Here is a 26,020-nt window from a genome sequence, read left to right on the forward strand (position 1 = left end):
ACCTGGTAGACACTGTCTATGACTGAGTACGACACGGGGCTGCGGGCCCGTCTGGTCGACGCAGGAGTGGAGCTGCTGGCCGCCGAGGGGTTGCAGGCGCTGACGTTGCGGGAGATCGCCCGGCGTGCGGGTGTCTCGCACGGGGCGCCCCGCCGCCACTTCCCCACCCATCTGGAGCTGCTGTCGGCCATCGCGCGCCGCGGCTTCGCCGATCTGGCCGACCGGGTGCACCGGGCGCTGGCGCAGGCGCCCGAGGAGCCGCGCGCACGGGTGGCCGTGCTGGCGCGGACCTATCTGGAGTTCGCACTCGGCGACCCGGGCATGTATGAGCTGATGTTCCGTCACGATCTGCTGGCGAGCGGGCATCTGGGGCTGCGGGAGACGAGTCTTCCGCTGTTCTCCCTGCTCGCCGGGCTGGTCGGGGAGCTCCGCCCGGAGGCCGACGCGCGGCGGGCCGCCGCAGCGCTGTGGGCGAATCTGCACGGGATCGCCCAGCTGTGGCGCTGGCGCGCCCTCCAACTCACTCTTGCCGAGGATGACTTCGAGGGCCTGCTGGAGGCCGCTCTGGCCGCCCACCTGGGTCCGGAGCCCGGTCGGTGAACCGGCGGTGGACGCTGGCGAGCAGCGTGGCGGGGGCGGTGGTCGTCGCCCTGGACGGTACGGTCCTCACGGTCGCGCAGCCGCGGCTGCAGCGGGAGTTGGGGGCGTCGTTCGCCCAGGTGCAGTGGACCAGTTCCGCGTATCTGGTCGCGGTGGCGAGCCTGCTGGTGTTCGCGGGGCGGCTCGGCGACCGCTACGGGCACCGGCGGCTGTTCGCGTACGGCATGCTCGGGTTCGGCGCGGCCTCGGCGGGCATCGGCCTGGCTCCGGGAGTGGGGTGGGTGGTCGGCCTGCGCGCGGTGCAGGGGGTGTTCGGGGCGCTGTTGCAGCCGGCCACGCTGGGCATGCTGCGGGCCGCCTACCCGGCGGACCGGCTCGCGGCACCCCTCGCCGTGCGGACGGTCGCGATCGGGCTGGCCGCGGCGGCGGGGCCGCTGCTGGGCGGGGCGCTGGTGACCGGGCTGGGCTGGCGGGCGGTGTTCTTCGTCAACGTGCTGCCCGCGCTCGCCTTCGGCCTGCCCGCCCTGCTGCGCCCGGACCGGTGCCGGGCGGACGGCCGTGCCCCGCTGGACCTGCCGGGTGCCGTGCTGCTCGCCGTGACGCTGGGCTGTCTGGTGCACGCGCTGGGCTCCCGGCCGGCTTCCGTGGCCGGGATCGCCGTCGCGCTGGTCTCGGCCGCCGTCCTGGTCCGGCACGAGCGGCGTACGGCGAACCCGCTGCTGCCGTCCGAGGTGCTGGGCTCCCGCACGGTCGCCGCCGCCCTCGCGCTGCTGGTGGCCGTGTCCGCCGCGCTGTTCGGGACGCTGTTCGTCGCCACGTACGTCCTGCAGCGCCGTCTCGGCCTCGACCCGCTCCACAGCGCGCTGCGCAGTCTGCCGCTGGCGGTGCTGATGGTGCTGTCCGCCGCGCTCTGCCCGGTGCTGCTGCGCCGCTTCGGTGCGCGGGGGACGACGACGGCGGCGACGATGGCGGTCGCGCTCGGTGTCCTGGTGCTGTCCGGGGCCACCGCCGCGCCCGCCCTGGGCTGCGGATTCGGTTTGCTGGGGGCCGGGTTCGGGACGGTGATGACGGCGGCCACCCATGCCGTCGTACGGCGTGCGGACGTGGCGGTCGCGGGGGTGGCGGGCGGGCTGCAGCAGACCGCGCTGAACGTGGGGCCCGCTCTGGGCGTGGCCGCGGCGACCGCGCTGATGCACGCCGGCACGGGGACGGCGCTGTTCGCGCTGGCGGGGGTGGCCGCGCTCGGCGTGCCCGCGGCCCGCGCGCTGCCCGGGGCCGCCGGCGTCACGTCGCTCACACGTCCCGCCGACCTGCGGGTCCCGGAGGGTGTTCCTGAGCGACGATGAGGGACGCGCGCGTCCCGTCGGGGCAGTCGGGAGGCGGCGCGTCGGACGCGACCGGAGGAGAGCGATGGCACAGCTGCGACAGGACGTCGACCCGGGCGAGGCGGGGCTGGACGGCGGGGCGCTGGAGCGCCTGGACCGGCACTTCGCCCGCCACGTCGACGAGGGGCACCTGCCCGGCTACCTGGTGGCGGTGGCCCGCGGCGGCCGCGTCGCCCACCTCACCGCGTACGGCCTGCGCGACGTGGCGGCCGGACTGCCGGTCGAGCCGGACACGCTGTGGCGGATCTACTCGATGACCAAGCCGGTCACCGCGGTCGCGGTGCTGCTGCTGGCGCAGGAGGGCCGGCTCTCCCTGGACGACCGGCTCGACCGCCACCTGCCGGTGTTCGCCGACCCCCGGGTGTACGACGGCGGTTCGGGCACCGGCATGCGCACCCGTCCGGCCGCCGGCCCGATCCTGATCCGGCATCTGCTCACCCACACCGCGGGCCTGACCTTCGGCTTCTACCACAGGCATCCGGTGGACGCCCTGTACCGGGAGTCGGGCCTTGAGTACTCGGTGCCGCCGGGCGCCGATCTGGCGCACACGGTCGAGGTGTACGCGCGGATGCCGCTGCAGTTCGACCCGGGCACGCAGTGGAACTATTCGGTCGCCTCCAACGTGCTGGGCCGGGTCGTCGAGGTGGTCTCCGGGCAGCCGTTGGACGCGTTCTTCACCGAGCGGATCCTGGGTCCGCTCGGCATGACCGACACCGGCTTCCACATCGAACCCGAACAGGCCTGCCGGCTGGCCGAGTTGTACCGGGAGACCGACGACGGCGGGATCGAGCCGGTCGCGGGGCTGCCGGTGCACGGCAGGCCCCGGTTCCTGTCCGGCAGCGGCGGCCTGGTCTCCTCCGCCTACGACTTCCACCGGTTCATGGAGATGCTGCGCCGCGGCGGTGAGTTGGACGGCGTCCGGCTGCTGCCCGCGGAGGCGGTCGCCCGGATGACCCGCAACCAGCTGCCCGGCGACGCGATCCTCCGCGCGTTCGGCGCGCCCGTCCACCAGGAGCCGGGCAACGACGGCCTGGGCTTCGGCTTCAACGTCTCCGTGGTCGTCGACCCGTCCCGCACCTTCGCCCCGTCCCGGGCCGGCACCTACGGCTGGACCGGCGCGGCCACGACCGCGTTCTGGATCGACCCGGACCGCGACCTGACAGTGCAGTTCATGTCGCAGGTGCGCCCGAGGACGCTGAAGGTGTTCCCGGAGCTGCGGCGGCTGGTGCACGAGGCGGTGACGGACTGACCACCACGGGCCGGGCCGCGCGCCGAACCGCGGCCCCCGCTCGACCGGTTCGGCGTCCACCGCCCCGCGTCACCGTCACTGCCCCGCGTCGCCGTCCACCACCCTGCGTCGCGGTCCACCACCCTGCGTCGCGGTCCACCACCCCGCGTCGCGGTCCGCCGCCACAGGCTGAGTCATCGTGGGCCGCCGGCCACAGGGCGAACCGTCGCGGTCCGGCCCGGCCCGTGCAGGGCCCCCTGGCCCGTCTCAGGAGCCGTGGGCGACCGCGTCCAGGTGGGGCAGGATGTGGTCCATCCGCTCTCGCTTGGTGCGCAGATAGGTGATGTTGCTCTCGCACGGCTCGATCAGCAGCGGCACCTGCTCGGCGACCTGGATGCCGTGCCGGACCAGCGCCTCCCGCTTGCGCGGGTTGTTGGACATCAGCCGGACCGAGCGCACCCCGAGGTCGTGCAGGATCTCGGCGGCGACGCCGTAGTCACGGGCGTCGACGGGCAGGCCGAGCGCGAGGTTGGCCTCCACCGTGTCCAGGCCCTCCGCCTGCAGGGCCATCGCGCGCAGCTTGGCGAGCAGTCCGATGCCGCGGCCTTCGTGGCCCCGCAGGTAGACGACGATGCCGCTGCCTTCGGCGGCCACCGCGCGCAGCGCGGACGCCAGCTGGTCGCCGCACTCGCAGTGCTGGGAGCCGAACGCGTCCCCGGTCAGGCACTCCGAGTGCAGCCGGGTCAGTACGTTCTCGGTGCCGATCTCGCCGTACACCAGGGCCACTTGCTCGTCACCGCGGTCGTGGTCCAGGTAGCCGATCGCCTGGAATTTCCCGTACACGGTGGGCAGCGGCGCATTCACGACGCGTTCGGCGCCGCTGCGCCGCGGGGACTTCTTGCCGAGTACGCCGATGGTGGTGCCGGTGTTTTCTGTCATGATCTGATTCCTAAGCAGAGACGAAAGGCCGTGAAAAAGATGAGTGGTTCGGATGCACGGGCGGTGGCACACGGGGTGATGCCGGCGGACACCACGGAGGACGTGCGAAGGCGGGGGGCGGGCGTTTCAGCACGGGTCGCCGTCCTTCCCGTGGGCAGTTTCGAACAGCACGGTCCGTTCCTTCCGCTGGCGACCGACACGCTGGTCGCCTGTGCCGTGGCGCGTGAGATCGCCGCCGCGTATCCGGTGCAGCTCCTTCCGCCGGTGACGTTCGGCTGCTCGCACGAGCACGCGGACTGGCCGGGGACGGTCAGCATCTCGTCGGTGACGCTGCACGCGGTGGTGCGGGACATCGCGGAGTCGCTGCGCCGCTCGGGCGTCGAGGCGCTCGTCGTGGTGAACGGGCACGGCGGGAACTACGTGCTGGGCAACGTCGTCCAGGAGGCCTCCGCGCGGGGGGAGAAGGCGGCGCTGTTCCCGGCCGCCGAGGACTGGGAGGCGGCGCGGGAGCGTGCGGGGGTGCTCACCTCGCTGCTCACCGACATGCACGCGGGAGAAATCGAGACCTCGATTCTGCTGCACGCTCACCCCGAATTCGTCCGCCCTGGTTACGAGTCCGCCGATTTCACCGCTGACGATCGTCGCCATCTGCTCACCGTGGGAATGTCCGCCTATACCGAGTCGGGCGTCATCGGCCGTCCTTCCTTGGGATCGGCGGAAAAGGGGAAGGAGTTGCTGGCGGCCCTCGCGGAATCCTTCGCGCCGTATTTCGCGTTGCTGACGTCCGGGGACGGGGAGGGGTAGCCGGCGGCGCAGGCGCGGCCGGGCGCCGCCGCCGGGCGCGGGCCGACGGACCGGGACGTCGGGGCCACGGGGGCCGTCGGGGCGGGGGCCTGCGCGGCGGTTCCGGCCCGCACGCCCGCGTACCAGCGGACGACGAGTACGACGGCGCCGGGCAGGCTCGCCACGAAGCTCAGGACGCCGTACACGACGGCGACCGCGACTCCGGTGCTCGCGCCCAGCCCCGCCGCGCCGAACGCCCAGGCGGTGACGCCCTCCCGGGGGCCGAAGCCGCCGACGTTCAGCGGCACCCCCATGGCGACGAGGGCGAGCACGGCGAGCGGAAGCAGCACCGCGACCGGGGCGGCCGAGTCGGCGACCCGGGCGGAGACCACGAACATCGCCAGGTGCCCGGCCAGGACGACGGCGGAGGACAGTGCGATCCCGGGCCCGGTACGGCGGGACAGCAGGCCCTGCCGTGCCTCGCGCAGAGCGGCGCGCAGGGCGCCGTCGCGGCGGGCGGGCGGCCGGTTCATGCGGACGGCGAGGACGACGGCCAGCGCGCCGGCCCCGGCGAGGGCGACCAGCGGGGCGAAGCCGCGCACGTCGGAACGGACCGGGGACGGGAGGGTCAGCAGCACCGCCGCGCCGACGACGGTCAGCGCCAGCTGGCCTGCGACCCGTTCCAGTACGACCGCCTTCACCCCGCGGCGCAGGTCACCGGCGCTCTGCCCGTGCCGGACCGCGCGGTGCACGTCGCCCAGGATGCCGCCCGGCAGGGCCGCGTTGAGGAACAGCGCCCGGTAGTAGTCGGCGACGGCGGAGCCCAGCGGCAGCCGGATGCGCAGGCCCCGGGCCACCAACTGCCAGCGCCAGGCGCTGAACACGGTCGTGACCACGCCGATGCCGAGCGCGGCCAGGACGGTCGCGGTGTCGATCCGCCGCAGCCCGTCGAGGAGCACGCCGGTGCCCAGGTGCCACAGCAGGACACCGAGGATGGCCGCACCGGCGATCGTGCCGCAGTGGGTGCGGATCGTACGGGCGTCGAGGCGGCGCGGGGTGGAGGTTTCGGCCGACGCGGTCTCCAGAGGGGACGACTCCGGGCGGGCGGCCTGTGTGACGTCGGTGGCGGGGCGGGCCGTGGAGATGCCGGGTGCGGGGCGGCCCGTGCGGGCACTGTTCCCGCGAGCCCTGCCCCACTGCGTCACATGCGCGTGCGTCGCATCTGCGTGCGTCACGCGCGTAAGCGTCGTATCCGCGGACGCCACACGCGCGTGCGTCGTATCCGCGGACGCCACACGCGCGTGCGTCGTATCCGCGGACGCCACACGCGCGTGCGTCGTATCGGCGTGCGTCACACACACGTGGGTGCCGGCCGCCGGAGTCCGCGCTCCCGCTGCCGTTACGCCTGCCCCACCTGCCACACCTGCCCCACGTGCCGCGCCTGCCCCACGTGCCGCGCCTGCCACCCGCGCGTCCGCTTCCGCTCCGGCCGCCCCCGCGTTCATGACGCCCCGCCCGTCGGCCGGGGCAGGGCCAGCAGGTCGCTGTGGTGGACCACGACCCGCAGCTCACCGGCCGCGCAGGCGGCCAGCCGGTCGCGCAGGTAGCGTTCGGCGCGGTCGCGCAGTTCGGGCCGCTGTTCGACGGCCGCGCCCACCCAGCCGCGCAGCCACTGCTCGGTCAGTGCCGACTCCGCGGGGCCGAGCCGCCACGGGCTCGGGTGGACGCGCACCGTCGCGCCGCGCTCGGAGAACGCCTCGCAGGCCAGGGTCACCGCGTCCGGACCGAGCAGCCCGCCTCGCCGCTGGTGGGCGTTGAACGCCTCGGTGATCTCGGCGTCCAGCGGGTCCGCCGGGGTGAGTTCGACGCGTCCGGCGACGGAGAGCGTGAGCAGCGCGGGGCAGCCGGCCCCGGCGCAGGCGCCGGCGAGAGCGATGACTTCTTCGGCGGTGAGCACGTCGAGGAGGGCGGAGGCGGTGACCAGTGAGGCGCCGGCCAGGGCGTCCGGGGTCAGCAGGGACACGTCGCCGCGCCGGGTCTCGACGGTGACGCGGCTGCCGTCTGCGGCGGAGCGCGGCGCGGCCACGGCGGCGAAGTGCAGCAGGTAGGGGTCGCGGTCGTGCAGGACCCAGTGCTGGGCGCCGTCCAGGCGGGGTGCGAGCCAGCGGCCCATCGAGCCGGTGCCGCAGCCCAGGTCGTGCACGACCAGTCCGCCCGCCCGGTGGGGCAGATCGGTCAGCCGGCGCCTGAGGGGGTCCAGCGACTGCACGGCCCGGGCGGCCGCGTCGGGCCCTTCCCGCAGTTGCAGCCACTCGGGCGCGTACCGCGGCGCCTCCTCCTCGGAACCGCCGTCCCGCAGCCGTACGGTGGCCCGCTCGCCCGGCCGTACGACGGGCCCGGCACCGGCGATGACAGCGCCGGCCCCGTCGTCCGCCGCGGCGCGGTGGCCGTGCTCGGCGGAATCGTCCACGGAACCAGCCCCCGGTGTGCTCTCGAAGAAACCGTCGAGCGTGGTGTGCGTGCCCCTCGGTCCCGGCTGGGCCGGGATCGAACCCGTGCCGTCGGTCGCCGTCTTCGGCCTGTTCATGCCGCCCTCCTCGGGGGTTCGGGGAGCCGCTGGAGAACGCCTGCCAGGCTGCGGGCCGTCGTCGCCCAGCCGTCGAGGGCGGCCCGGCGGCTGCGGGCCGCGGCCTTCAGCCGGCGGCGTACGTCGGCCTCGCCGAACCAGCCGCGCAGTTCGGCGGCGAGTGCGGCGGGGTCCTCCGGCGGGACGAGGATGCCGGGCACGCCGCCGTCGGGGGCGCGGCCGACCGCCTCGGGCAGGCCGCCGACATCGGTCGCGAGGACGGGGATGCCGCGGGCCAGGGCCTCGGTCACCGCCATGCCGTAGGTCTCGGCGTAGGAGGTGAGGACCATCAGGTCGGCGGCGGCCCAGGCCGCGTCGAGGTCGGCGCCGGAGAGCGGGCCGATCAGGTGCAGACGGTCGGTGAGGCCGTGGCGGGCGATGAGGGCGCGCAGGTGGGCGACGTACTCGGGGTCGTGGCCGAGGCCGCCGACGCAGGCGCAGGACCAGGGCAGGTCCCGTACCGCCGCGAGTGCCTCGATCAGCCGGTGCTGTCCCTTGCGGGGGGTCACCGAGGCCACGCACAGCAGCCGGGACACCCCGTCGGTGCCGGGGGCGAGGGGGGCGATGTCGGCGCCGGGCGCGGCGACGTGCACCCGGTCGGGGGCGAGGCCGTGGTGGGAGAGGAGCCGGCGCACGGCCCAGTCGCTGGTGGCGACGACCGCGCCCGCCGCCCGCAGCACCGCGCGTTCGCGTGCGTCGAGGTCGGCGGCGACGGCCGCGTCGAGGCCGGTCTCGTCGCCGAGCGGGAGGTGGACCAGGACGGCGAGGCGCAGCCGGCCGGCCTCGGGTACGACGATCTCCGGGACGCCGCAGGCGACGATGCCGTCGAGCAGGACGACCGTGTCGTCGGGCAGGTCGCGCAGGGTGCGGGCGAGCGCGTCCCGGTCGGCGCGGTCCGGGCGCGGCCAGGTGCCGGCGGCGGCGTGCCGGACGACCTGCCAGCCGAAGCCGGGCAGGTCGAGGCAGACCCGGCGGTCGTAGGCGTTGCCGCCGCTGGGCGCGGCCGGGTCGTCGACGCCGCCCGGCATGACGAAGTGCACGGTGCGCAGGGACATGGGGATGATTCCGGCGTTGTCGGCGGCGGGTTGGGCGGGCACATAGGTGAGCCGCGCCCTCTCCACGGTCACATCGGTCACAGGTCACGCTCGTAACTCGCCCAGGCGATGTGCGACTCGTGCAGCGTGACCGCGATCCCGGTGAGGCCCCTGGCGCCCTCGCCGAGGGCGCCCTGGTGGACGCGTTCGGCGAGCTTGTCGGCGATGAACTTGGCGAGGAACTCGGTGGAGGTGTTGGTCCCCTTGAACTCGGGTTCGTCGTCGAGGTTGCGGTAGTTCAGCCCGGCGACGACGGCACCCAGTTCCTGGGTGGCGAGGCCGATGTCGACGACGATGTTGTCCTCGTCCAGCTCTGGGCGGCGGAACGTGGCGTCCACGAGGAACGTGGCGCCGTGCAGTCGCTGCGCGGGACCGAACACCTCGCCGCGGAAGCTGTGGGCGATCATGAGGTGATCGCGGACGGTGATGCTGAACAACGGACGACCCTCCAGGTGCGGCGCGTCGGGTCCCCCGGCCCTTGCCTGCCGGGGGATGCCGTGTAGTACGGCTCTTCGCTTCCCCGCGTTCAGCCTCCTCTCACTCTTTTCTCAGGTCAGACACGTCTCGTTTCCGGGTCCGGGCCGTCCCGTCCCTCAACTGGGGTCGGTGTCGCCGTAGCTGATGCGGTGACACAGGGCGGGGATCTCCCCGGAGGCGAGCCGGGGCATGACGTCGGGGAGGTCCTCGAAAGCGCTCTCTCCGGTGATGAGCGCGTCCAGCGCCGGGTCGGCGAGCAGGTCGAGGGCGAGGGCCAGCCGGTCGGCGTAGCCGCGGCCGGCCCGGGCGGCCCGGGAGACGGTGCCGACCTGGCTGCTGCGCAGGGTGAGCCGGCGGGAGTGGAAGGCCTCGCCGAGCGGGAGGGTGACGCGCCGGTCGCCGTACCAGCTCAGTTCCACCACCGTGCCCTCGGCGGCGAGGAGGCTCAGGGCGCCGGTGAGGCCGGCCTCGGTGGCGCTGGCGTGCACGACGAGGTCGCAGTCGCCGAGGGCGTCGCCGGGCGTAGCGAAGTCGACGCCGAGGGCTTCGGCGGTCTTCGCGCGGGCCGGGTCGGCGTCGACGAGTTGCAGCCGGACGCCGGGGAATCGGGTGAGCAGGGCGGCGACCGAGCAGCCGACCATGCCGCCGCCGACCACCGCGATCCGGTCGCCGATCAGCGGGGCCGCGTCCCACAGGGCGTTCACGGCGGTCTCGACGGTCCCGGCGAGCACGGCCCGCCCGGCCGGCACCCGCTCGGGTACGACGGTCACGGCGCTCACCGGAACGACGTAACGGCTCTGGTGCGGATACAGGCAGAACACCGTACGGCCGACCAGCGCGTCGGGGCCCTCCTCGACCACACCGACGTTCAGGTAGCCGTACTTCACCGGGCCGGGGAAGTCGCCCTCCTGGAACGGGGCCCGCATGGCCGCGTGTTGGTTCTCGGGCACCTGGCCGCGGAAGACGAGGGTCTCCGTGCCGCGGCTGACTCCGGAGTAGAGGGCGCGCACCAGGACCTCGTCCGCGGCGGGCTCCGCGAGGGTGAGGTCGCGCAGTTCGCCGTGGCCGGGCGAGCGGAGCCAGAACGCGCGGGCCGAACGGTTCATCGGCATCCTCCTGAACGATCGGGAAGTTGTTCACGTACCGAGATGTGCACAGGCCGCGCACAGTACGCGGCGTTGATCGACTCTGTCACTCGGCCGGAGGATGTGCGGTGGCCCTGAACAACACGTACGACGCGAGGCTCCAGCAGGAGACCGCTGTGGGAGCGGGCGTCCAGATCCTGCTGCTGGCCCTGCTGGGCACCGGGATCGGCATGGGGCCGGCCGGCTGGCTGACGGGGCTCGCGTTCGCGTTCGCGACCTGGGCGGTCCTCTCCCGGGCTCTGCACCGTTCCCGGCTCAGCTCGTTCGGCCCCGCGAACCGGGTCACGCTCGGCCGGGCGACCCTGGTCGGCGGGGTGACCGCGCTGGTCGCAGACTCCTTCGAGAGCACGCCGCCGGTGACCGTGCTGGTCGGACTGACCGCGGTGGCACTGCTCCTGGACGGCGTGGACGGCAAGGTGGCCCGTCGCACGGGGACGTCGACCGCGCTGGGCGCGCGCTTCGACATGGAGGTCGACGCGTTCCTGATCCTGGTGCTGAGCGTGTACGTGTCCATGCAGCTCGGGCCGTGGGTGCTGCTGATCGGCGGGATGCGTTACGCCTTCGTCGCCGCGGCCCGCGTGGCGCCGTGGCTGAACGCCCCGCTGCCGCCGTCGTTCGCGCGCAAGACGGTCGCCGCCGTCCAGGGGATCGCGCTGCTGCTGGCGGGCGCGGAGCTGCTGCCGCACGGGGTGAACCTGGCGATCGCGCTGCTGGCTCTGGGCTCGCTGGTGTGGTCCTTCGGCCGGGACGTGCGGTGGCTGTGGCGCACCTCGCGCATCACCGTGGAGGCGGCGACCGGAGGGGAACTGCTGGAACTGGCGGCGCGCTGAGCGCATGCCGCAGGCCGCAGGCCGCAGGCCGCAGGCCGCAGGCCGCAGCCGGAGAACGGCGAAGGGCCCGGACCGGGTTGCCGGTCCGGGCCCTTCGCCGTACTTCTCTTGTCGCCCTACGTGAGGTGTTACGACCGTGCGGCCCGGCTCCGCAGAAGCGCGAACGCGGCGGCCGCGAGGCCGATGACGCCGACGATCAGGCCGGCGATGCCGAGCCCGCGGGCCGTGGAGTCGCTCGCGTCGGCCGCCTTGGCGGTGGAGGTGGTGGAGGTGGTGGAGGTGGTGGAGGCGGCGGCCGGGGCGCCGTCCTCACCGGCCGTCAGCTTGAGCACCGGGGCCGGGTTCTCCGGTTCGTCGTCGCCGGTCGTCTCCTCGATCCAGCGCACGACCTTGCCGTCGGAGTAGCTCTGCAGGGTCTTGAAGACCAGCTGACCGGTGTCCTCCGGGAGCTGGCCGAACGCGACGTCGAAGTCCTCGTACTGCCCGGCGCCGATCTTGCCGCCGGTGAAGGTGATCTCGGAGGCCGCCTCCGTGATGGTGCCGTCGTCGGTCTTGACCGGCTTCTTGAGCTTGGTGGTGGTGACCTTGGCGGTCCAGCCGTCCTGCGGGTGGACGAGGACGCCGAGGACGGGGTGGTCGGTGGGCAGGAAGACCTGGACCTTGGTGGTGGCGGCGTTGTCCTCCTCGTTGGGAACGCGGAAGGTCAGGACGCCGTCGGTGGCTCCCTTGGCGTAGCTCTCCGGGTGGACGGTGACGTGCGCGGAGGCGGCGCCGGCGCTGAGGAGGACGGAAGCGGCGGCGACGGCGGTGACGGCGCCGGCGCGGCGCAGGGTGAGGCGTGATGCGGACATGGGTGAGTCGATCTCCGTACGAGTGACGTGTGTGGGTGGGTCAGACCGAGTACGGGATCGACGGCGGTGGCCCGCGACGGCTCACCGCATGCCGCAGCGCGGGCCGGCGGGGCGGCTCGGGGCCGGCGGGGACGCGCAGGGTGCGCACGGCGGTCGCGGGCAGCGGGGCGTCCCGCCACCAGGCGACGAGCCCCGGCACGAGCGCGACGGAACGGCGCAGCAACGACCACACGGCGGCCTCACCGCGCCGCAGCCACCAGGAGGCGAGCAGGGCGGCGAGGAGGTGGGCGACGGCGGCCTGGGCGGCGGTGGCGTGAGGCATGGACGCGGCGTCCATGCCGGGCATGGCGGGCATGGCGTGCCCCGGCATGGACGCCATGTGCATGGCCTGCGAAGGTGCCGGCCCGGCCGTCCGGTGGGCCGCGGCGAAGACGAAGTGCAGCCCCGCCTGGGTGGCGAGCATGGCCGCACCGATGCCGGGCAGCGACCGCTCGCGCCGGCCGAGCGCCCAGCCGAGCGCGAGGACGGCACCGAAGGCGGCGCCGTCGGCCCACAGCGGCGGCATGTCCCCCATGGCCAGCCCGTGCCCGGCGGCAGCGAGCAGCACGCACACCGCGGCGAACACCGCGGCACGCAGACCTCTCACCGCAGGGGACGCGCTCATGGTGAGGGATCCTGCCACGGTGGGGGGATACGTGCGGCGTCGACGCTCTGTTCAGTCGCCATCCTGGCAGCTGCCGGGTAGCTGCGTCACGTGGCGGCTGAGTCACGCCCTGGTCGACCGCCACCGTGGGCACACCACGAGCGCGGCCGGTCCCCGCCGCGACGGCAGCGACTTCCTTCTTGGGGGAGGAGTCCGCTATGCGCTGCCGGCCCGGTTGGCGGATTCAGTCAGGGAGCTGAAGCCGATCGGGTTCTCTCGGTGCCGCCACGCACCCTCGACGTCCTCACGGTTGTCACGTTGCTTCATAGGCACCTTCGGCCAGGACGAGCGCCTGTTGCAAAGTGGCCTCATCCCGGATCTGGATGTTCACCCTGTACTGGCGGTGGCCAGTGATGACGGGGTTGGCGTCCGGGGCCAGCTTGTCGATCTCGTCACTGTGTCGCAGACGGAAGTTGATCACGCCTGTCGACGGGAACGCGTAGACGAAGCCGCCGTACTGGCTGCCCTTGCGGCGAAGGCGGAGGTAGCCGGAGTAGTCGAGCGGCTCGCCTTCCTGCCAGGTGTGGCGTTTGATGCCATGAACCCCGACGTTCTCCCAGGAAGCGGCCTGCGCCAAGAAGTCGATGAACTGCTGCGCCGCAGAGTTGAAGGCGAGCTGCGCCTTCACGGTTTCCTGTCCTTCGTCCGCCACGCCGGGTACGTCACCCTCGACGAGCCATCCGAAGTCCACTTCCTCGTCGCTGTCAGGATCGGCGACGATCACCGTCGCCTTCCGGGCAGCGTCGACCGCGGCGCTCCCCTGCTGAAGGACGGCGCGGGCCAGCGCGGACGCGTCGAGTTCTTCCGGTGTGCCTTCGAAGCAGACATAAGTGAGCTTCACGACGTCCCCCTCGTGCCGTCAGGCCCATCGTCAGGCCGGCACGGCCCGTCGGTTCAGCCCGCCGGCCAGCTCCCGCAGCTTCTCCCGCGTCTGCGGGTCCGTCGAGTACACGATCGTTCCGATCATGCCGCGCGTCAGCAGCACCTTGTACTCGAAGCCTTGCGCGGTGCAGACGCAGCCGACCTGTCCGAGCCTGCCGGGTCGGTGGCCCACAGGGCGGACGGCGGAGCACCGGAAACGGAACACTCGCCACGCACCCACCACCGATCCGATCCACACTCGACTCCCCCCCGCTAAGGACTGGTCACCTTGCTCCGCTTGTTCCAGCCGACGGGGTACTCCCCGCCGGCAGCGCCGTACTGGGGCTGGTCGTAGAGCCACTGGCCCCGCGTCGAATCCAACAGGTTGCGCGTCGTCTCCTGCCCTGCGTGAAGTCGAGGCGGGTGTGGGTGCCGATGCGGCCGGAGGTGAACTCGTAGGCGCCTGTGCCGGCCCGGGTGCAGGTGCCGGTTCGTCGGGACCGGTGGGCCCGGGCTTCCCCCGCCCGGGTCCACCGGCCGGCCGGGCGGGGCTCAGGCCGCCCGGCGTACGCAAAGCCGCTCGGCGAGTGTCAGGCCACCCGGTGTGGTCAGGCCGCCCGGCGGGTGCGGCCGCGGTGGACGCGGACGATGTCCGCGTAGCGGTGTCCGCTGCCCTTGATCGTGCGGGCCTGGGTGCGGTAGTCGACGTGGACCAGGCCGAAGCGCTTGTCGTAGCCGTACGCCCACTCGAAGTTGTCCAGCAGGGACCAGGCGAAGTAGCCGGCCAGCGGGGCGCCCTTGCGGGCGGCCGAGGCGCAGGCGGCCAGGTGGCGCTCCAGGTAGTCCTGGCGCTCGGGGTCGTCGACGCTGCCGTCGGGACGGACCACGTCGGGGAAGGCGGAGCCGTTCTCGGTGACGTAGATCTTCCGGGCGCCGTACTCCTCGGTGAGCCTCAGCAGCAGCGTCTCGATCCCGCTCGCGTCGATCTCCCAGTCCATGCCGGTGCGCGGCACGCCCTCGCGGCGGACCGAACGGGCGTGAGGGGCCGGGCCGTCGGGGTCGTCGGCGACGTACGCGGGGAAGTAGTAGTTCAGGCCCAGCCAGTCCAGCGGGGCGGCGATCGTCTCCAGGTCCCCCGGCTTCAGCGGGAGTTCGACGCCGTACGTCCGCGTCATGTCCGCCGGGAAGCCGCGGCCGTGCACCGGGTCGAGCCACCAGCGGTTGACGTGGCCGTCGTGGCGGCGGGCGGCGGCGACGTCCTCGGGGCGGTCGGTGGCCGGGTGCACGGTGGAGAGGTTGTTGACGATGCCGACCTGGGCGGCGGGGGCGGCGGCGCGGACCGCCTGGGTGGCGAGGCCGTGGCCGAGGAGCAGGTGGCAGGAGGCGCGTACGGCGGCGGTCAGGTCGGTCAGGCCGGGGGCCATCCGGCCTTCCAGGTGGCCGATCCACGCCGAGCAGGACGGCTCGTTGAGGGTCGCCCACAGCGAGACGCGGTCGCCGAGGCGGGCGGCCACGGCCGAGGCGTACTCGGCGAAGGCGTGGGCGGTGTCCCGCTCGGGCCAGCCGCCGCGGTCCTGGAGCACCTGGGGCAGGTCCCAGTGGTAGAGGGTGACGGACGGGGTGATGCCCGCCTCGAGCAGGGCGTCGACCAGCGCGTCGTAGAAGGCGAGGCCCTTGGCGTTCACCGGACCGGTGCCGCCCGGGATGACGCGCGGCCAGGCCACGGACAACCGGTAGGCGTCGACGCCGAGTTGCCGCATCAGGCCGATGTCCTCGCGCCAGCGGTGGTAGTGGTCGCACGCGACGTCGCCGTGGTCGCCGTTCGCGACCTTCCCGGGGGTGTGGGAGAAGGTGTCCCAGATCGAGGGCGTACGGCCGTCCTCGGCGACGGCCCCCTCGATCTGGTACGCCGCGGTGGCCGTGCCCCACAGGAAGTCGTGCGGGAGTGCGGCCAGGTCGATGCGTTCGGACACGGAAGTCCCTTCGGAGTGCGGGGTGTCGGTCACTTGACGGCGCCCGCCGTCAGACCGGCGACGAGATAGCGCTGCAGGAGCAAAAAGCCGGCCACCACGGGCACGCTGACGACCAGCGAGGCGGCCATGATCTGGTTCCAGTAGACGTTGTTGAGGGTGGAGTAGCCCTGGAGACCGACGGCGAGGGTGCGGGTGGTGTCGTCGGTCATGACGGACGCGAAGAGCACCTCGCCCCAGGCGGTCATGAAGGCGTAGACGGCGACCGCGACGATGCCGGGGACCGCGGCCGGCACGACGATCCGCAGCAGGGCGCCGAGCGGGCCGCAGCCGTCCACCAGCGCGGCCTCGTCCAGGTCGCGCGGCACCGAGTCGAAGTACCCGATCAGCATCCAGATGGAGAACGGCAGCGAGAAGGTGAGGTACGTCAGGATCAGGCCGCCGCGGGAGCCGAACAGGGCGATGCCGGTGGCGTTGCCGATGTTGACGTAGAGCAGGAACAGCGGGAGCAGGAAGAGGATGCCCGGGAGCATCTGCGTGGACAGCACGGTCACCGTGAAGACGCGCTTGCCGCGGAATTCGTAACGGCTCACCGCGTACGCGGCGAACACGGCGATGACCACCGAGCAGACGGTGGCCGCGCCGGCCACGATCAGCGAGTTCACGAAGTAGCGGGCGAGCGGGACCGTCGACCAGATGTCGATGTACGGCCGGATCGTCAGCTCGCTGGGCAGCCAGCGGAACGTGCCGGTGACGTCCGCGAGCGGCTTCAGCGAGCTGGACACCATCACGTACACCGGGACCAGCACGAATCCGGTCAGCAGGGTGAGGAAGACGCGCCGCGTCCACAGGAAGGAACGGGCGGGCGCCATGGGTGAGCTAGGCATCGGAGGCCCTCCGTCCGCGCGAGGTGAGCAGCAGGTAGGCGCCCGTCACGACGAGGAGGAAGAGCAGCAGCAGGACGGACATGGCGGAGCCGGTCCCGAAGTTCCAGGTGACGAAGGAGGCCTGGTAGATGTGGACGGAGATGAGGTCGGCGGCCTCGGGGGCGGCTCTGCCGAAGAGCACGTAGGGCGTGTTGAAGTCGTTGAACGTCCACAGGAACAGCACCAGGACCAGCACCTGGTTGACGGGGCGCAGCGAGGGCAGGGTGATGCGGCGGATCTGCTGCCACATCCCGGCGCCGTCCAGCGCGGCCGCCTCGTACAGCTCGCGCGGGATGTTCTGCAGTCCGGCCATCACGATCAGGAAGGCGAACGGCCAGCCCTTCCACACCGACACGGTCAGCAGGGCGTAGAAACTGTTGTCGCCGATGAGCCAGAAGGAGGGCTTGCCGGTGAGGTGGAGCTGGTCGTGCAGGACGTGGTTCACCAGGCCGTTGTCGTGCTGGAACATGAAGACCCAGGTGATGACGGCCGTGTAGACGGGCAGCGCGTACGGCACCAGGAACAGCGCGCGCAGCAGGCCCCGTCCGCGGAAGCCGTCCTGCATGAGAATCGCGGCCGCGGTGCCGATCAGCCAGCACAGGGCGACCGAGAGCAGGGTGAAGCCGACGGTCACGAAGAACGAGTGCAGCAGGGCCTGGCCGACGGGGGCGTCGAAGTCCATCGACACCCGGTAATTGCCTAGCCCGGACCAGGGGGCCAGGCTCCAGTCCCGGATGTAGAACTGCGTGAGTTCCTTGAAGCTCATCACGATGCCGATGACCATCGGCACCAGGTGGACGAGGAGTTCGAGCAGCAGGGCGGGCAGGAGCAGCAGGTACGGCAGGGAGATCCTGCGCAGGCGCCCGGCGCGGCGGCGCGGTTCGTGTGCCGCCGCGTCCGGGGACGACGCCCGCACCGGTTCCTTGAAGGCGGTGGTCGTCATCGTGTCAGGCCGCCGGCATCTGCTGCTGGGCCTTCTCCAGCTCGGCCTTGACCGAGTCGGTGGTGATCGCGCGCCCGGCGGCGGCGTCGGCGAACAGCTCCTTCACGGCCGTACCGACCGTCGTCTCGAACTGCGACTCGGAGGCGACCTGCGGCAGGGCCGCGGCGCTGGTGGCGAGGGTGCTCTTCAGGACGGCGGTGGCCGGCGAGTTGAACGCGGCGTCCGCCTGCGCGGACTTGACCGGCGGGATGGAGCTGTAGGCCGTGTTGAGGGTCTTCTGCTCGGCGTCGGAGGTCATGAACTTCACGAACTTCGTGGCGCCGTCGAGGTTGTGGGTGTTCTTGAAGACGGCGATGTTGATGCCGGCGACCATCGAGTTGGTCCCGGTTCCGGCGCCGGGGGTGCCGGACGTCACGGGTACGGGTGCGATGCCGTAGGCGTCCTCGCTCATGCCCTGGGACGCGAGGTTGGCGGCGGCGGACTGCCACAGCAGCATCGCCAGGTTGCCCTTGGCGAAGTCGCTCACGGACTGGTTCTGCGCGTACTCGGCGTCACCGGTCGGGATGACCTTGTCCTTGGCCATCAGATCGACGTAGCTCTTGACCGCGTCGACCACCTTGGGGTTCGTGAAGTCGGGCTTGCCGTCCGGGGTGAAGAACTCGGCGCCGTGCTGCTGGGCGAAGACGAAGACGTGGTGGATGTTCTCCGAGAGGTTCCCGCCCTCGGCGCCGAGCACGGACTTGCCCTTGGCCTTGATCTTCTTCCCGTCGGCGACGAGTTCGTCCCAGGTGGCGGGCGGCTTGCTGATCCCGGCGTCGGCGAATATCCGCTTGTTGTAGTAGAGCGCGTACGCCATCGAGTACAGCGGCACGGCGGCCGGGTCCTTGCCGGCGGCGCCGGTCGAGCCGAGCGCGGAGTCGACGAAGCGGTCCTTGCCGCCGATCCGGTCGAAGTTCTTCGCGTCCCAGGGCAGCAGCGCGCCGGTCGCCTGCAGGGAGGCGCTCCAGGTGTTGCCGATGTTCAGCACGTCCGGGCCCTGACCCGACGTGGTCGCGGTCAGGATCCGGTTGAGCAGGTCGGACCAGGGCACGACCTCCAGCTTGACCTTGATGCCGGTCTGCTTCTCGAACCTGTCGAGCTCGGGCTGGAGGACCTTCTTGTCGACGGCGACGCTGGCGCCCTGGTTGGAGGCCCAGTACGTCAGCGTCTTCGGCGAGGCGTCGGAGCCGCCGCCGGTGGACGATCCGCCTCCGCAGGCCGTGGCCGCGAGAGCGAGAGACAGGGTGACGGCGCCTACGGCCGCGGCTCGGATGCTGCGCATGGCTCCTGGTGTCCCTTTCCGGGAGTCGAGAACCCGAGGGCTGCTGCGGGAGCCGGCACACCGTCCGCCCCGAAGCCCCCCTCATGGCTTAATTTAGGACGTGAGTTAATCGGCGGAGGCGGCCCTCGTCAAGGGATCCGGCAGGACGAACAGGGAGGTCAGCGGCGGGAGTCGCCGGTTGCGCGGGGCGTGACCTGCGCGGGAGGGGCGCAGTGGGGTTCTACAACGGTTTCATGACGACGGCGGGCGTGGTGCCGAGGACGGAAGAGGAGCCACCCGGCACCTCCCCGCTCCCTGACGTGCCGCCATATGTGTCGGAAGAGGAACCGGTTTCGGACTGCCGCTCCATGGGGCGGGGGCTGTGCCACGAACCGCGCGGTTCGTGGCACGGCCCCGATCCGGGTCCCGGTGCGGACGCCGGTGTCAGCGGACCGGTACCGGTCCCGGTGCCGGGGCGTAGCCGGCGGGCCGGGCCGTGAAGGTGCCCCGGCCCTGGGTGCGGCTGCGCAAACGGGTGGCGTAGCCGAACAGTTCGGCCAGCGGCACGGTCGCGGTCAGTACGGCCGCGCCGCCGCGGGTCTCGGAGCCGCCCACCCGGCCGCGCCGGGCGGCCAGGTCCCCGAGGACCCCGCCGACCGCGTCCTTGGGCACGGTGACCGTGACCTCGGCGACCGGTTCCAGCAGAGCCGTCCCGCAGGCGCGCAGGGCTTCACGGAGACCGAGCCGGCCGGCGGCCCGGAACGCCGTGTCGGAGGAGTCCTTCACGTGCGTGGAGCCGTCGGTGAGCGTGACCCGCAGCCCGGTCACCGGGTGCCCGTGGAGCGGCCCTTCGGCGAGGGCGTCCCGGCAGCCGGCCTCCACCGCGCGCACGTACTCCTGAGGCACCCGCCCGCCGACGACGGCGGACCGGATCGCGAAGCCGGTGACCCCCGCTTCGGGACCGAGCGGCTCCACGTCGAGCACGACGTGGGCGAACTGCCCCGCGCCGCCGTCCTGTTTGACGTGCCGGTACACGAAACCGGTCACGCCGCCGACGACGGTCTCGCGATGGGCGACGCGCGGCCGGCCCACGGTGACCTCCGGCCCGCCGTCGCGGCGGATCTTCTCCACCGCGACCTCCAGATGGAGTTCGCCCATCCCGGACAGCACGGTCTGCCCGGTCTCGGCGTCGGTCCGTACGACGAGGGAGGGGTCCTCCTCCGCCAGCCGGGCCAGCGCCGTCGCCGCCGTCCGGTGTCCGTGGCCCGCCGCGCCTCGACCGCCACGGACACCACGGGCTCCGCGGCCACGGGTGGTTCCAGCAGCAGCGGCGCGTGCGGGGCGCACAGGGTGGAGCCGGTCCGCGCCGACTTCACCCCCACGAGGGCGACGATGTCACCGGCGACCGCCCGGTCGAGCCGGTCGTGCCGGTCCGCCATGACCCGCAGGATGCGTGCGACGCGCTCGGTGCGTCCGGTGCCCGGGTCCCACACGGTGTCTCCCTTCTCGATCGTGCCCGAGTAGACGCGGACGTGGGCCAGGCGGCCGGTGCCGCTCGCGCTCACCTTGAACACGAGTCCCGCGAACGGCGCCTGGGGATCGGCGGCTCGGTGCTGCTCGGTGCCGTCGTGCTCACCGCGTACGGCGGGCACGTCCAGCGGCGACGGCAGGTAGGCCACCACCGCGTCCAGCAGCGGTTCGACGCCGCGGTTGCGGTAGGCGGAGCCGCACAGCACGACCACGCCGTCGCCGCTGCGGGTGAGGTCGCGCAGGGCGGAGGCGAGGGTGGAGGCCGAGAGCGTCTCGTGGGCGCAGAACTCCTCCAGGGCGCCCGGATGCAGCTCCGCGACCGTCTCCTCCAGCGCGCGGCGCCGCCGTACGGCCTCCTCCCGGAGCGCTTCGGGCACCGGACCCGCGACGGCCGGGCCCGCGCCGGCCGGACCCGCGCCGTCGCCGTCTCCGTTGCCATCGCCGTCCCAGATGAGGGCGCGCATCCGCACCAGGTCGACGACACCGGTGAAGCCGTCCTCGACCCCGATCGGCAACTGGACGACGAGTGGCGCCGGATGCAGCCGCTGCCGGATCGAGTCGACGGCCCGGTCGAGGTCGGCGCCCGCGCGGTCGAGTTTGTTGACGAACGCGATCCTCGGTACGCCGTGCCGGTCGGCCTGCCGCCACACCGACTCGCTCTGCGGCTCGACACCGGCGACGGCGTCGAACACGGCGACCGCCCCGTCGAGGACGCGCAGCGAGCGCTCGACCTCGTCGGCGAAGTCGACGTGGCCGGGGGTGTCGATGAGGTTGATGCGGTGCCCGTCCCAGGCGCAGCTCACCGCGGCGGCGAAGATCGTGATGCCGCGGTCGCGTTCCTGCGGGTCGAAGTCGGTGACGGTGGTGCCGTCGTGCACCTCGCCCCGCTTGTGGGTGGTGCCCGTCGCATACAGGATGCGCTCGGTGACGGTGGTCTTGCCGGCGTCGACGTGGGCGAGGATGCCGAGGTTGCGGACGGCGGCGAGGGTGGTGAGGTCGGTGCGCACGGCCCGGTGCCTTTCTGGGGATCAGGAAAGATCGGAGAAAAGGGGCAGCGCGATCACCCGTGCGCCGGGTGGCGGCATGACGGTACGGCGGCGGCCGGGCGTGGGGCCCGGGCAGACTGCCGTGGTGTGTCAGCGGGGCGTCACGGGCATCCGGTGCCGGCCGCGCAGCGGGCACCGGACGGACGAGGACACGAGGATCACCTCGTACCGGGAACGGGGAGCGACGACAGCGGTGCGTGCGCGCACGGCAGGGCTCCCCTCACTCGTCTCACTCGTCGGACTGACTCCCGTCCGGCCCGCCTGTGTTGAGGGCGGTGCCGGACGATGTGGGCGAGTGTAGGCGGGGATGATCGGCGGGGGCATCGCATTTTCGCGGGGGCTGCTGCGCGGCTTGCCTCCTGCCAGCACGGCCGGAACAGCCGCGCCCGCTGCCGGGGACGGCGACGCACGGAACAGCCGCGCCCGCTGCCGGGGACGGCGACGCACGGGACAGCCGCGCCCGCTGCCGGGGCGGGCTGCGCCCTGCACCGCGCCCCCGTCTCGCGCTCTTCCGCCCGCACTCGCACGGGGTCGGCCCCGTCTCACACCCCCGCCCCGGTATGCGTCCGGGGCGGCCCCACGCTCTGCCGGAACGAGGCGCCGTCCGCAGGCGCCGGACGATCCGAGGCCGGAGGGAACCCGGGGGACGGGCTCGACGGGGCCGGGCGTCAGTCGCGGGGGCGGAGGCTGGCTTCCTCGAGGTCGAGTTCGTGCTGGATCCGGCGCCGGGTGGCGTTGCTGATCTTGTTCGCTTCGTAGAGGTGCTGGAGCTCGGCCGCCTCGATGGCGATGAGCGTCCGGCGGATCTCGCGGTAGGCGTCGGCGGGACGGGCGTCCGGATCGCTGTAGTGGGCGTCTTCCACCTGATGGATGCGCGCCTCCAGATGACGACGGGCCTGTTTCAGGGCGGCCTGCGCGGCGGCACCCAGATCGGCGAGCTCCTCCGGATCGCCGAGTTGCTCCAGCTCTTCGAGGGCGGCATGGGCGATGCGCCGGCGGGTCCGCGCCTCCTCGCGAGCGGTGTGCTCCGGTTCCACGGCGATGCCGGAGCGGCGGACGACGGGGGCCAGGGTGAACCCCTGGAAGACGAGAGTGAGCGCGACCGTCCCGGTGGTGAGCATGAGAATGAGTGCCCGGTGCGGCAGCGGCGCCCCGGTGCGGGTGACCAGGGGGACCGAGAGCGCGGCCGCCAGCGGCATGACACCTCGGGTGCCCGCCCAGGACAGGACGGCAGGAACGCGCCAGGAGAGGCGGTTGTCACCGATCCTGTGCCTCCGATGGATCAGGGCGGACAGCGGGAAGATCCACAGCAGGCGGATCGCCAGCAGAGTGAAGGCGATCACCGGCACCCACAGCGGCCAGCCGTGCTCGTCGCGCGCGAGATGGCGGACGGTCGAGGGGAGTTCCAGGCCGATCAGGGCGAAGACGACGCTCTCCAGCAGGAAGGTCACCGTGTCGTACACGGCGTGGACCTGGAGGCGGACGGAGGCGTCGCCGAGCTTGTGGCCGGTGCTGCCGAGGACGACCCCGGACACGATGACGGCGGTCACCCCGGAGGTGTGCGACTGCTCCGCGACGACGTAGGAGACGTAGGGAGTGACCAGGGCGATGACGGTCTCCAGCATGGGGTCGTCGGTCCGCCGGCGGATCAGGGTCACCACCGCGGCGACCGCCGCGCCCAGGAGGGCTCCGCCGCCCGCGAGGACCAGGAACTGCACGGCGGTCCCGGACACGCTGATGGCGCTGCCGGTGACCGCGGTCACCACGGCGACCTTGTACAGGACCAGCGACGTGGCGTCGTTGAACAGGCTCTCCGCCTGCACCAGCGCCTGCACGCGCGGCGGGAGGGACAGACGCCGGCCGAGCGCGGTGACCGCCACGGGGTCGGTGCTGGCCAGGGCGGAGCCGAGGATGAGCGCGGTCGCGGCGGTGAGCGGAGTGATCGCGGCGGCCACGTACCCGACGGCGGCGGCCGAGGCGAGGACCAGTCCGAAGACCAGTCCGCTCACCGGTCTCCACACGGCGCGCAGGTCCCGGACGGAGATCTCCCCGGCCGAGGCGTAGAGCAGGGGAGGAAGCACCAGCACGTTGATCACTTCCGGGGGCAGGCGCACCTCGGGGACCCAGGGCACCAGCCCCACGACCAGACCGGCGATCACGAGGAGCGAGGGAGCGGGCAGACTCCAGCGCCGGGCACCGGTCGCCACCGCCGTGGCCAGGATGACGAGCAGCAGGACGACGGTCAGGCCGGTCATGGAGCGCCCCCAGCGGGTCGGCGGTCAGTCTTCCTGGGCCGTGGGGCGGACCATGACCTCGTTGACGGCGGCATGCGGGGGCTGAGTGATCATGCAGGTGATGGAGCGGGCGATGTCCTCGGCCCGCAGCCCGGAGTTCGGATCCCTCACACTCATGATCACCTTTCACAGGTCATCCCGACGCGCAGCTTCCACAGGCCGTCCCGCCCCGCGCAGCTTCCACAGGCCGTCCCGCCCCGCGCAGCTTCCCGGGCCGTCCCGCCCGCGCAGGCCGAGATGCCGTGAACGTCGCACCGCAGCACACGGCCGCGGTACCGCCCGCTCTTCGAAGCTTGCACCACGCGGTCCATGACCGCCTCCGCGCGTTCCTTCGACGGGTGTCACCGGCCGCCTCGGCGCGGCCGGAGAGGAGCGAGGAGTACAGCGCGGACGCCCCGTTCGGCACCGTGGACGCCGGCCCGTCCCGGTGTGACCCGTCCCGGCGCGCCCGGGCTCCGGCGACTCCCGGGCGCGAGGTCACGTTTCGGTATCCGCCTGCACACCCCTAGGCCGTACCGACTGGTCGGTACTAGCGTCTGCGCACATCGTCCCCGCCCGGCCTCCCAGACCCGAAACCCGAGACCCCCGGGGTTCGCCCCTGGCCGGACAGTGCCCGTGCCCGCCGCACCGCAAGGCGTGCACCGTCCCCGCACCCACCGCACCGGGCCCATGGACCCGACCCAGGAGCCGCCGCATGACCGCCATGCCCGCTTCGCCCGACGACACGAACCTCCGCCCCACCGACACCGGCACCGACACCGGCACCGGCACGCCGGAAACCCCCCACCGCGCCGCCCGGCTGTGGCGCCGCGAGCTGGACCACTACCCCGTCACCCCACACCGGATGGCGTACCTGGCGATCGTGGTGGTGACCACCGTCGTCCTGTACTACGCCCTCTACGTGCAGTACGCGGTCGCCACGTCGATCATCACGCACTTCCACATGACCTACGGCTACTTCGTGTGGGTCAGCGTCATAGGCAACGCGGTCGGCGCCTTCGCCTCGCTCGTGGCGGGCCTCGCCGACCGCTGGGGCCGGGCCAACATGGTCGTCTACGGGCTCCTCATCGCCGCCCTGCTCAGCCTCGTCGGCCTGCCCAACGCCCCCGACAAGGGCACCTACCTGGTGCTCTTCGCCGCCCTCAGCTTCATCGAGGGCATCGTGCTGGTGGCCACGCCGGCACTGATCCGGGACTTCTCCCCCCAGCTCGGCCGGGCCACCGCGATGGGCTACTGGACCATGGGCCCGGTCATCGGGAGCCTGGTCGTCACGGTCGTCACCAGCAGCACCCTGTCCTTCGCCGGCTGGCAGGACGAGCTGCGCTACTCCGGCTGGGCCGGGCTCGCCGTCTTCGTCCTGGCGCTGCTGGGGCTGCGCGAGCTGTCGCCCCGGCTCCGTGACCAGATCATGGTCAGCCTCCGCGACCGCGCCCTCGTCGAAGCACGGGCCAAGGGCACGGACCCGGCGACGGCGCCCGCGGGCCACTGGCGGCAGATGCTGCGGCCGGACGTCATCGGCTCGGCCACGGCCGTCAGCCTCTTCCTCCTGCTCTACTTCGGCGCCGTGGGCAACTTCGTCGTCTATTTCGCCGCGACGTTCGGCTACAGCGAGCAGCGCACCAACGGACTGGCCAACTGGTACTGGGCGGCCAACGCGGTGGCACTGGTGGCGGCGGGGCTGCTCTCCGACAAGCTGAAGGTGCGCAAGCCGTTCATGATCGTCGGGGCCGTGGGCTCGATCGCCGTCACCACGCTCTTCGCCGTGCACGCCACGCAGCCGCACACCGGTTACTACACCTTCGCCGCACTGTTCGTCGCCATCGGCGTCCTCACCGGCGTCGCCTACGCACCCTGGATGGCGAGCTTCACCGAGACCGTGGAGAAGCACAACCCGGCCGCCACGGCGACCGGTCTGGCCGTGTGGGGGTGGATCATCCGGGCGGTGGTCGCGGTCTCCACGGCGTTCGTCCCGGTCGTGGTGACGTCGGCCACGCCGCTGGTCGAGCACGGCGCCCAGGTACAGGCCGCACGCGTCCAGGCCGCCCCGGCCCTGGCCGTCATCGACGCACACCCGCGGCTCTTCGCCGAGCTCCGGGCCTACCCTCCCACCGCGGTCCCGCCGGCACTGGCGGACCGGGCGGCGCGCGAGGTCGGGGCCGACGGCCTGGCGACCGTGCGCAGGGCCCAGCCGCAGCTGGCTCTGCTGCAACGCTACGGCCCCCAGGTGAAGAGCGCCGCGGCCCAGGGCCCCGGACAGTGGCGCACCTGGTGGCTGATCTGTGCCGCCGGGCAATTGATCTTCCTGCCGTTCATCTTCGTCATGGCCGGCCGCTGGAGCCCGCGCAAGGCCCGCGAGGAGGCGATGGAGCACCAGCGCGCCGTGGACCGTGAACTCCTATGCCGACCGGGCGCGGTCTCGCTCAACGCGGGCTGTGACGCACGCAGTTCGTCGACCGCCGTCCGGTCGCCCCGGTGGAGGTGGCGGGCAC

Annotated in this window: 20 protein-coding genes and 3 pseudogenes; 6 read left to right on the forward strand and 17 right to left on the reverse strand. The window is 72.8% G+C overall.

Going from position 1 to position 26,020, the window contains the following annotated elements; genetic code table 11:
• Positions 1–18: 18 nt before the first annotated feature.
• From AB0N17_RS39815 to AB0N17_RS39825, 3 genes are all read left to right on the forward strand, one after another.
• Positions 19–600 carry a TetR/AcrR family transcriptional regulator gene (locus AB0N17_RS39815; protein ID WP_366016554.1) on the forward strand — a complete coding sequence of 194 codons (582 nt, stop codon included), beginning with the start codon at positions 19–21 and terminating at the stop codon, positions 598–600.
• Positions 597–1,946, forward strand: coding sequence for an MFS transporter (locus AB0N17_RS39820; protein WP_366016555.1), 1,350 nt, complete (start codon positions 597–599; stop codon positions 1,944–1,946). Before AB0N17_RS39815 ends, AB0N17_RS39820 begins: the two co-directional genes overlap by 4 nt.
• A gap of 64 nt (positions 1,947–2,010) precedes the next feature.
• On the forward strand, positions 2,011–3,234 hold the full coding sequence (locus AB0N17_RS39825; RefSeq protein WP_366016556.1) for a serine hydrolase domain-containing protein: 1,224 nt from the start codon (positions 2,011–2,013) through the stop codon (positions 3,232–3,234).
• Between the two features lie 246 nt (positions 3,235–3,480).
• Here AB0N17_RS39825 and ribA read toward each other — a convergent pair whose 3' ends face one another.
• Entirely contained in the window at positions 3,481–4,152 is a 672-nt protein-coding gene (gene ribA / locus AB0N17_RS39830; protein ID WP_366016557.1) for a GTP cyclohydrolase II, read from the reverse strand.
• Between the two features lie 39 nt (positions 4,153–4,191).
• Here ribA and AB0N17_RS39835 point away from each other — a divergent pair, with 39 nt between their 5' ends.
• Complete coding sequence (locus AB0N17_RS39835) at positions 4,192–4,956, forward strand: creatininase family protein (protein WP_366016558.1); 765 nt, start codon at positions 4,192–4,194, stop codon at positions 4,954–4,956.
• Positions 4,957–5,114: 158 nt separating this feature from the next.
• Here AB0N17_RS39835 and AB0N17_RS39840 read toward each other — a convergent pair.
• The 5 genes and pseudogenes from AB0N17_RS39840 to AB0N17_RS39860 all read right to left on the reverse strand — a co-directional run.
• Positions 5,115–6,440 (reverse strand): annotated as a pseudogene (locus tag AB0N17_RS39840) (lysylphosphatidylglycerol synthase transmembrane domain-containing protein); the annotation flags it as partial.
• Positions 6,437–7,522, reverse strand: coding sequence for a trans-aconitate methyltransferase (locus AB0N17_RS39845; protein ID WP_366016559.1), 1,086 nt, complete (start codon positions 7,520–7,522; stop codon positions 6,437–6,439). The pseudogene AB0N17_RS39840 and the gene AB0N17_RS39845, both read right to left, overlap by 4 nt.
• A complete protein-coding gene (locus tag AB0N17_RS39850) occupies positions 7,519–8,697 on the reverse strand; it encodes a glycosyltransferase family 4 protein (protein WP_366016560.1) in 1,179 nt (392 codons plus the stop codon). The genes AB0N17_RS39845 and AB0N17_RS39850 overlap by 4 nt, the downstream gene beginning before the upstream one ends.
• Positions 8,694–9,092, reverse strand: a complete 399-nt coding sequence (locus tag AB0N17_RS39855) for a 6-carboxytetrahydropterin synthase (protein WP_366016561.1) — start codon at positions 9,090–9,092, stop codon at positions 8,694–8,696. Before AB0N17_RS39855 ends, AB0N17_RS39850 begins: the two co-directional genes overlap by 4 nt.
• A 156-nt stretch (positions 9,093–9,248) precedes the next feature.
• A complete protein-coding gene (locus AB0N17_RS39860; protein ID WP_366016562.1) occupies positions 9,249–10,238 on the reverse strand; it encodes a dehydrogenase in 990 nt (329 codons plus the stop codon).
• A gap of 107 nt (positions 10,239–10,345) precedes the next feature.
• Between AB0N17_RS39860 and AB0N17_RS39865 the strand changes: the two genes are divergently transcribed.
• Positions 10,346–11,107, forward strand: coding sequence for a CDP-alcohol phosphatidyltransferase family protein (locus tag AB0N17_RS39865; protein ID WP_366016563.1), 762 nt, complete (start codon positions 10,346–10,348; stop codon positions 11,105–11,107).
• 128 nt (positions 11,108–11,235) lie between these two features.
• Here the strand turns inward: AB0N17_RS39865 and AB0N17_RS39870 are convergent, their stop codons facing one another.
• The 11 genes and pseudogenes from AB0N17_RS39870 to AB0N17_RS39920 form a co-directional block, all read right to left on the reverse strand.
• Positions 11,236–11,958 carry a YcnI family protein gene (locus tag AB0N17_RS39870; RefSeq protein WP_366016564.1) on the reverse strand — a complete coding sequence of 241 codons (723 nt, stop codon included), beginning with the start codon at positions 11,956–11,958 and terminating at the stop codon, positions 11,236–11,238.
• Positions 11,959–11,998: 40 nt separating this feature from the next.
• Positions 11,999–12,622 carry a hypothetical protein gene (locus AB0N17_RS39875; protein WP_366016565.1) on the reverse strand — a complete coding sequence of 208 codons (624 nt, stop codon included), beginning with the start codon at positions 12,620–12,622 and terminating at the stop codon, positions 11,999–12,001.
• Between the two features lie 292 nt (positions 12,623–12,914).
• Positions 12,915–13,502 carry a hypothetical protein gene (locus AB0N17_RS39880; protein ID WP_366016566.1) on the reverse strand — a complete coding sequence of 196 codons (588 nt, stop codon included), beginning with the start codon at positions 13,500–13,502 and terminating at the stop codon, positions 12,915–12,917.
• A 30-nt stretch (positions 13,503–13,532) separates the two neighbouring features.
• Positions 13,533–13,765: pseudogene (locus AB0N17_RS39885) on the reverse strand (ATP-binding protein); the annotation flags it as partial.
• Positions 13,766–14,130: 365 nt separating this feature from the next.
• Positions 14,131–15,495 carry a GH1 family beta-glucosidase gene (locus AB0N17_RS39890; RefSeq protein WP_366016567.1) on the reverse strand — a complete coding sequence of 455 codons (1,365 nt, stop codon included), beginning with the start codon at positions 15,493–15,495 and terminating at the stop codon, positions 14,131–14,133.
• A gap of 29 nt (positions 15,496–15,524) precedes the next feature.
• Positions 15,525–16,364 (reverse strand): carbohydrate ABC transporter permease, encoded by an 840-nt coding sequence (locus tag AB0N17_RS39895; protein ID WP_366016574.1) that lies wholly within the window; start codon positions 16,362–16,364, stop codon positions 15,525–15,527.
• Positions 16,365–16,371: 7 nt separating this feature from the next.
• Positions 16,372–17,361, reverse strand: a complete 990-nt coding sequence (locus AB0N17_RS39900) for a sugar ABC transporter permease (RefSeq protein WP_366016568.1) — start codon at positions 17,359–17,361, stop codon at positions 16,372–16,374.
• 4 nt (positions 17,362–17,365) lie between these two features.
• Positions 17,366–18,682, reverse strand: coding sequence for a sugar ABC transporter substrate-binding protein (locus AB0N17_RS39905; protein WP_366016569.1), 1,317 nt, complete (start codon positions 18,680–18,682; stop codon positions 17,366–17,368).
• Between the two features lie 423 nt (positions 18,683–19,105).
• Positions 19,106–21,198: pseudogene (fusA, locus tag AB0N17_RS39910) on the reverse strand (elongation factor G).
• A 707-nt stretch (positions 21,199–21,905) separates the two neighbouring features.
• Positions 21,906–23,492: a Na+/H+ antiporter gene (locus tag AB0N17_RS39915; RefSeq protein WP_366016570.1), complete on the reverse strand. Its 1,587-nt coding sequence runs from the start codon at positions 23,490–23,492 to the stop codon at positions 21,906–21,908.
• A 24-nt stretch (positions 23,493–23,516) separates the two neighbouring features.
• The gene (locus tag AB0N17_RS39920; RefSeq protein ID WP_366016571.1) at positions 23,517–23,648 is read right to left on the reverse strand and encodes a hypothetical protein; all 132 of its coding nucleotides are present in this window, start codon (positions 23,646–23,648) and stop codon (positions 23,517–23,519) included.
• A gap of 577 nt (positions 23,649–24,225) precedes the next feature.
• On the opposite strand from AB0N17_RS39920, the gene AB0N17_RS39925 reads away from it, so the two are divergent.
• Positions 24,226–26,020 (forward strand): MFS transporter (locus AB0N17_RS39925; RefSeq protein WP_366016572.1); only part of this gene is annotated, 1,795 nt, incomplete at its 3' end.

The organism is Streptomyces sp. NPDC051133 (genome assembly GCF_040682635.1).
Taxonomy (GTDB): domain Bacteria; phylum Actinomycetota; class Actinomycetes; order Streptomycetales; family Streptomycetaceae; genus Streptomyces.

Coding starts and splice junctions, on each gene's coding strand:
- AB0N17_RS39825 (WP_366016556.1), top strand. CDS start 2,011: ATGGCACAGCTGCGACAGGACGTCGACCCGGGCGAGGCGGGGCTGGAC.
- AB0N17_RS39835 (WP_366016558.1), top strand. CDS start 4,192: ATGAGTGGTTCGGATGCACGGGCGGTGGCACACGGGGTGATGCCGGCG.
- AB0N17_RS39875 (WP_366016565.1), bottom strand. CDS start 12,622: ATGAGCGCGTCCCCTGCGGTGAGAGGTCTGCGTGCCGCGGTGTTCGCC.
- AB0N17_RS39860 (WP_366016562.1), bottom strand. CDS start 10,238: ATGAACCGTTCGGCCCGCGCGTTCTGGCTCCGCTCGCCCGGCCACGGC.
- AB0N17_RS39900 (WP_366016568.1), bottom strand. CDS start 17,361: ATGACGACCACCGCCTTCAAGGAACCGGTGCGGGCGTCGTCCCCGGAC.
- AB0N17_RS39920 (WP_366016571.1), bottom strand. CDS start 23,648: ATGAGTGTGAGGGATCCGAACTCCGGGCTGCGGGCCGAGGACATCGCC.
- ribA (WP_366016557.1), bottom strand. CDS start 4,152: ATGACAGAAAACACCGGCACCACCATCGGCGTACTCGGCAAGAAGTCC.
- AB0N17_RS39915 (WP_366016570.1), bottom strand. CDS start 23,492: ATGACCGGCCTGACCGTCGTCCTGCTGCTCGTCATCCTGGCCACGGCG.
- AB0N17_RS39870 (WP_366016564.1), bottom strand. CDS start 11,958: ATGTCCGCATCACGCCTCACCCTGCGCCGCGCCGGCGCCGTCACCGCC.
- AB0N17_RS39895 (WP_366016574.1), bottom strand. CDS start 16,364: ATGGCGCCCGCCCGTTCCTTCCTGTGGACGCGGCGCGTCTTCCTCACC.
- AB0N17_RS39815 (WP_366016554.1), top strand. CDS start 19: ATGACTGAGTACGACACGGGGCTGCGGGCCCGTCTGGTCGACGCAGGA.
- AB0N17_RS39845 (WP_366016559.1), bottom strand. CDS start 7,522: ATGAACAGGCCGAAGACGGCGACCGACGGCACGGGTTCGATCCCGGCC.
- AB0N17_RS39905 (WP_366016569.1), bottom strand. CDS start 18,682: ATGCGCAGCATCCGAGCCGCGGCCGTAGGCGCCGTCACCCTGTCTCTC.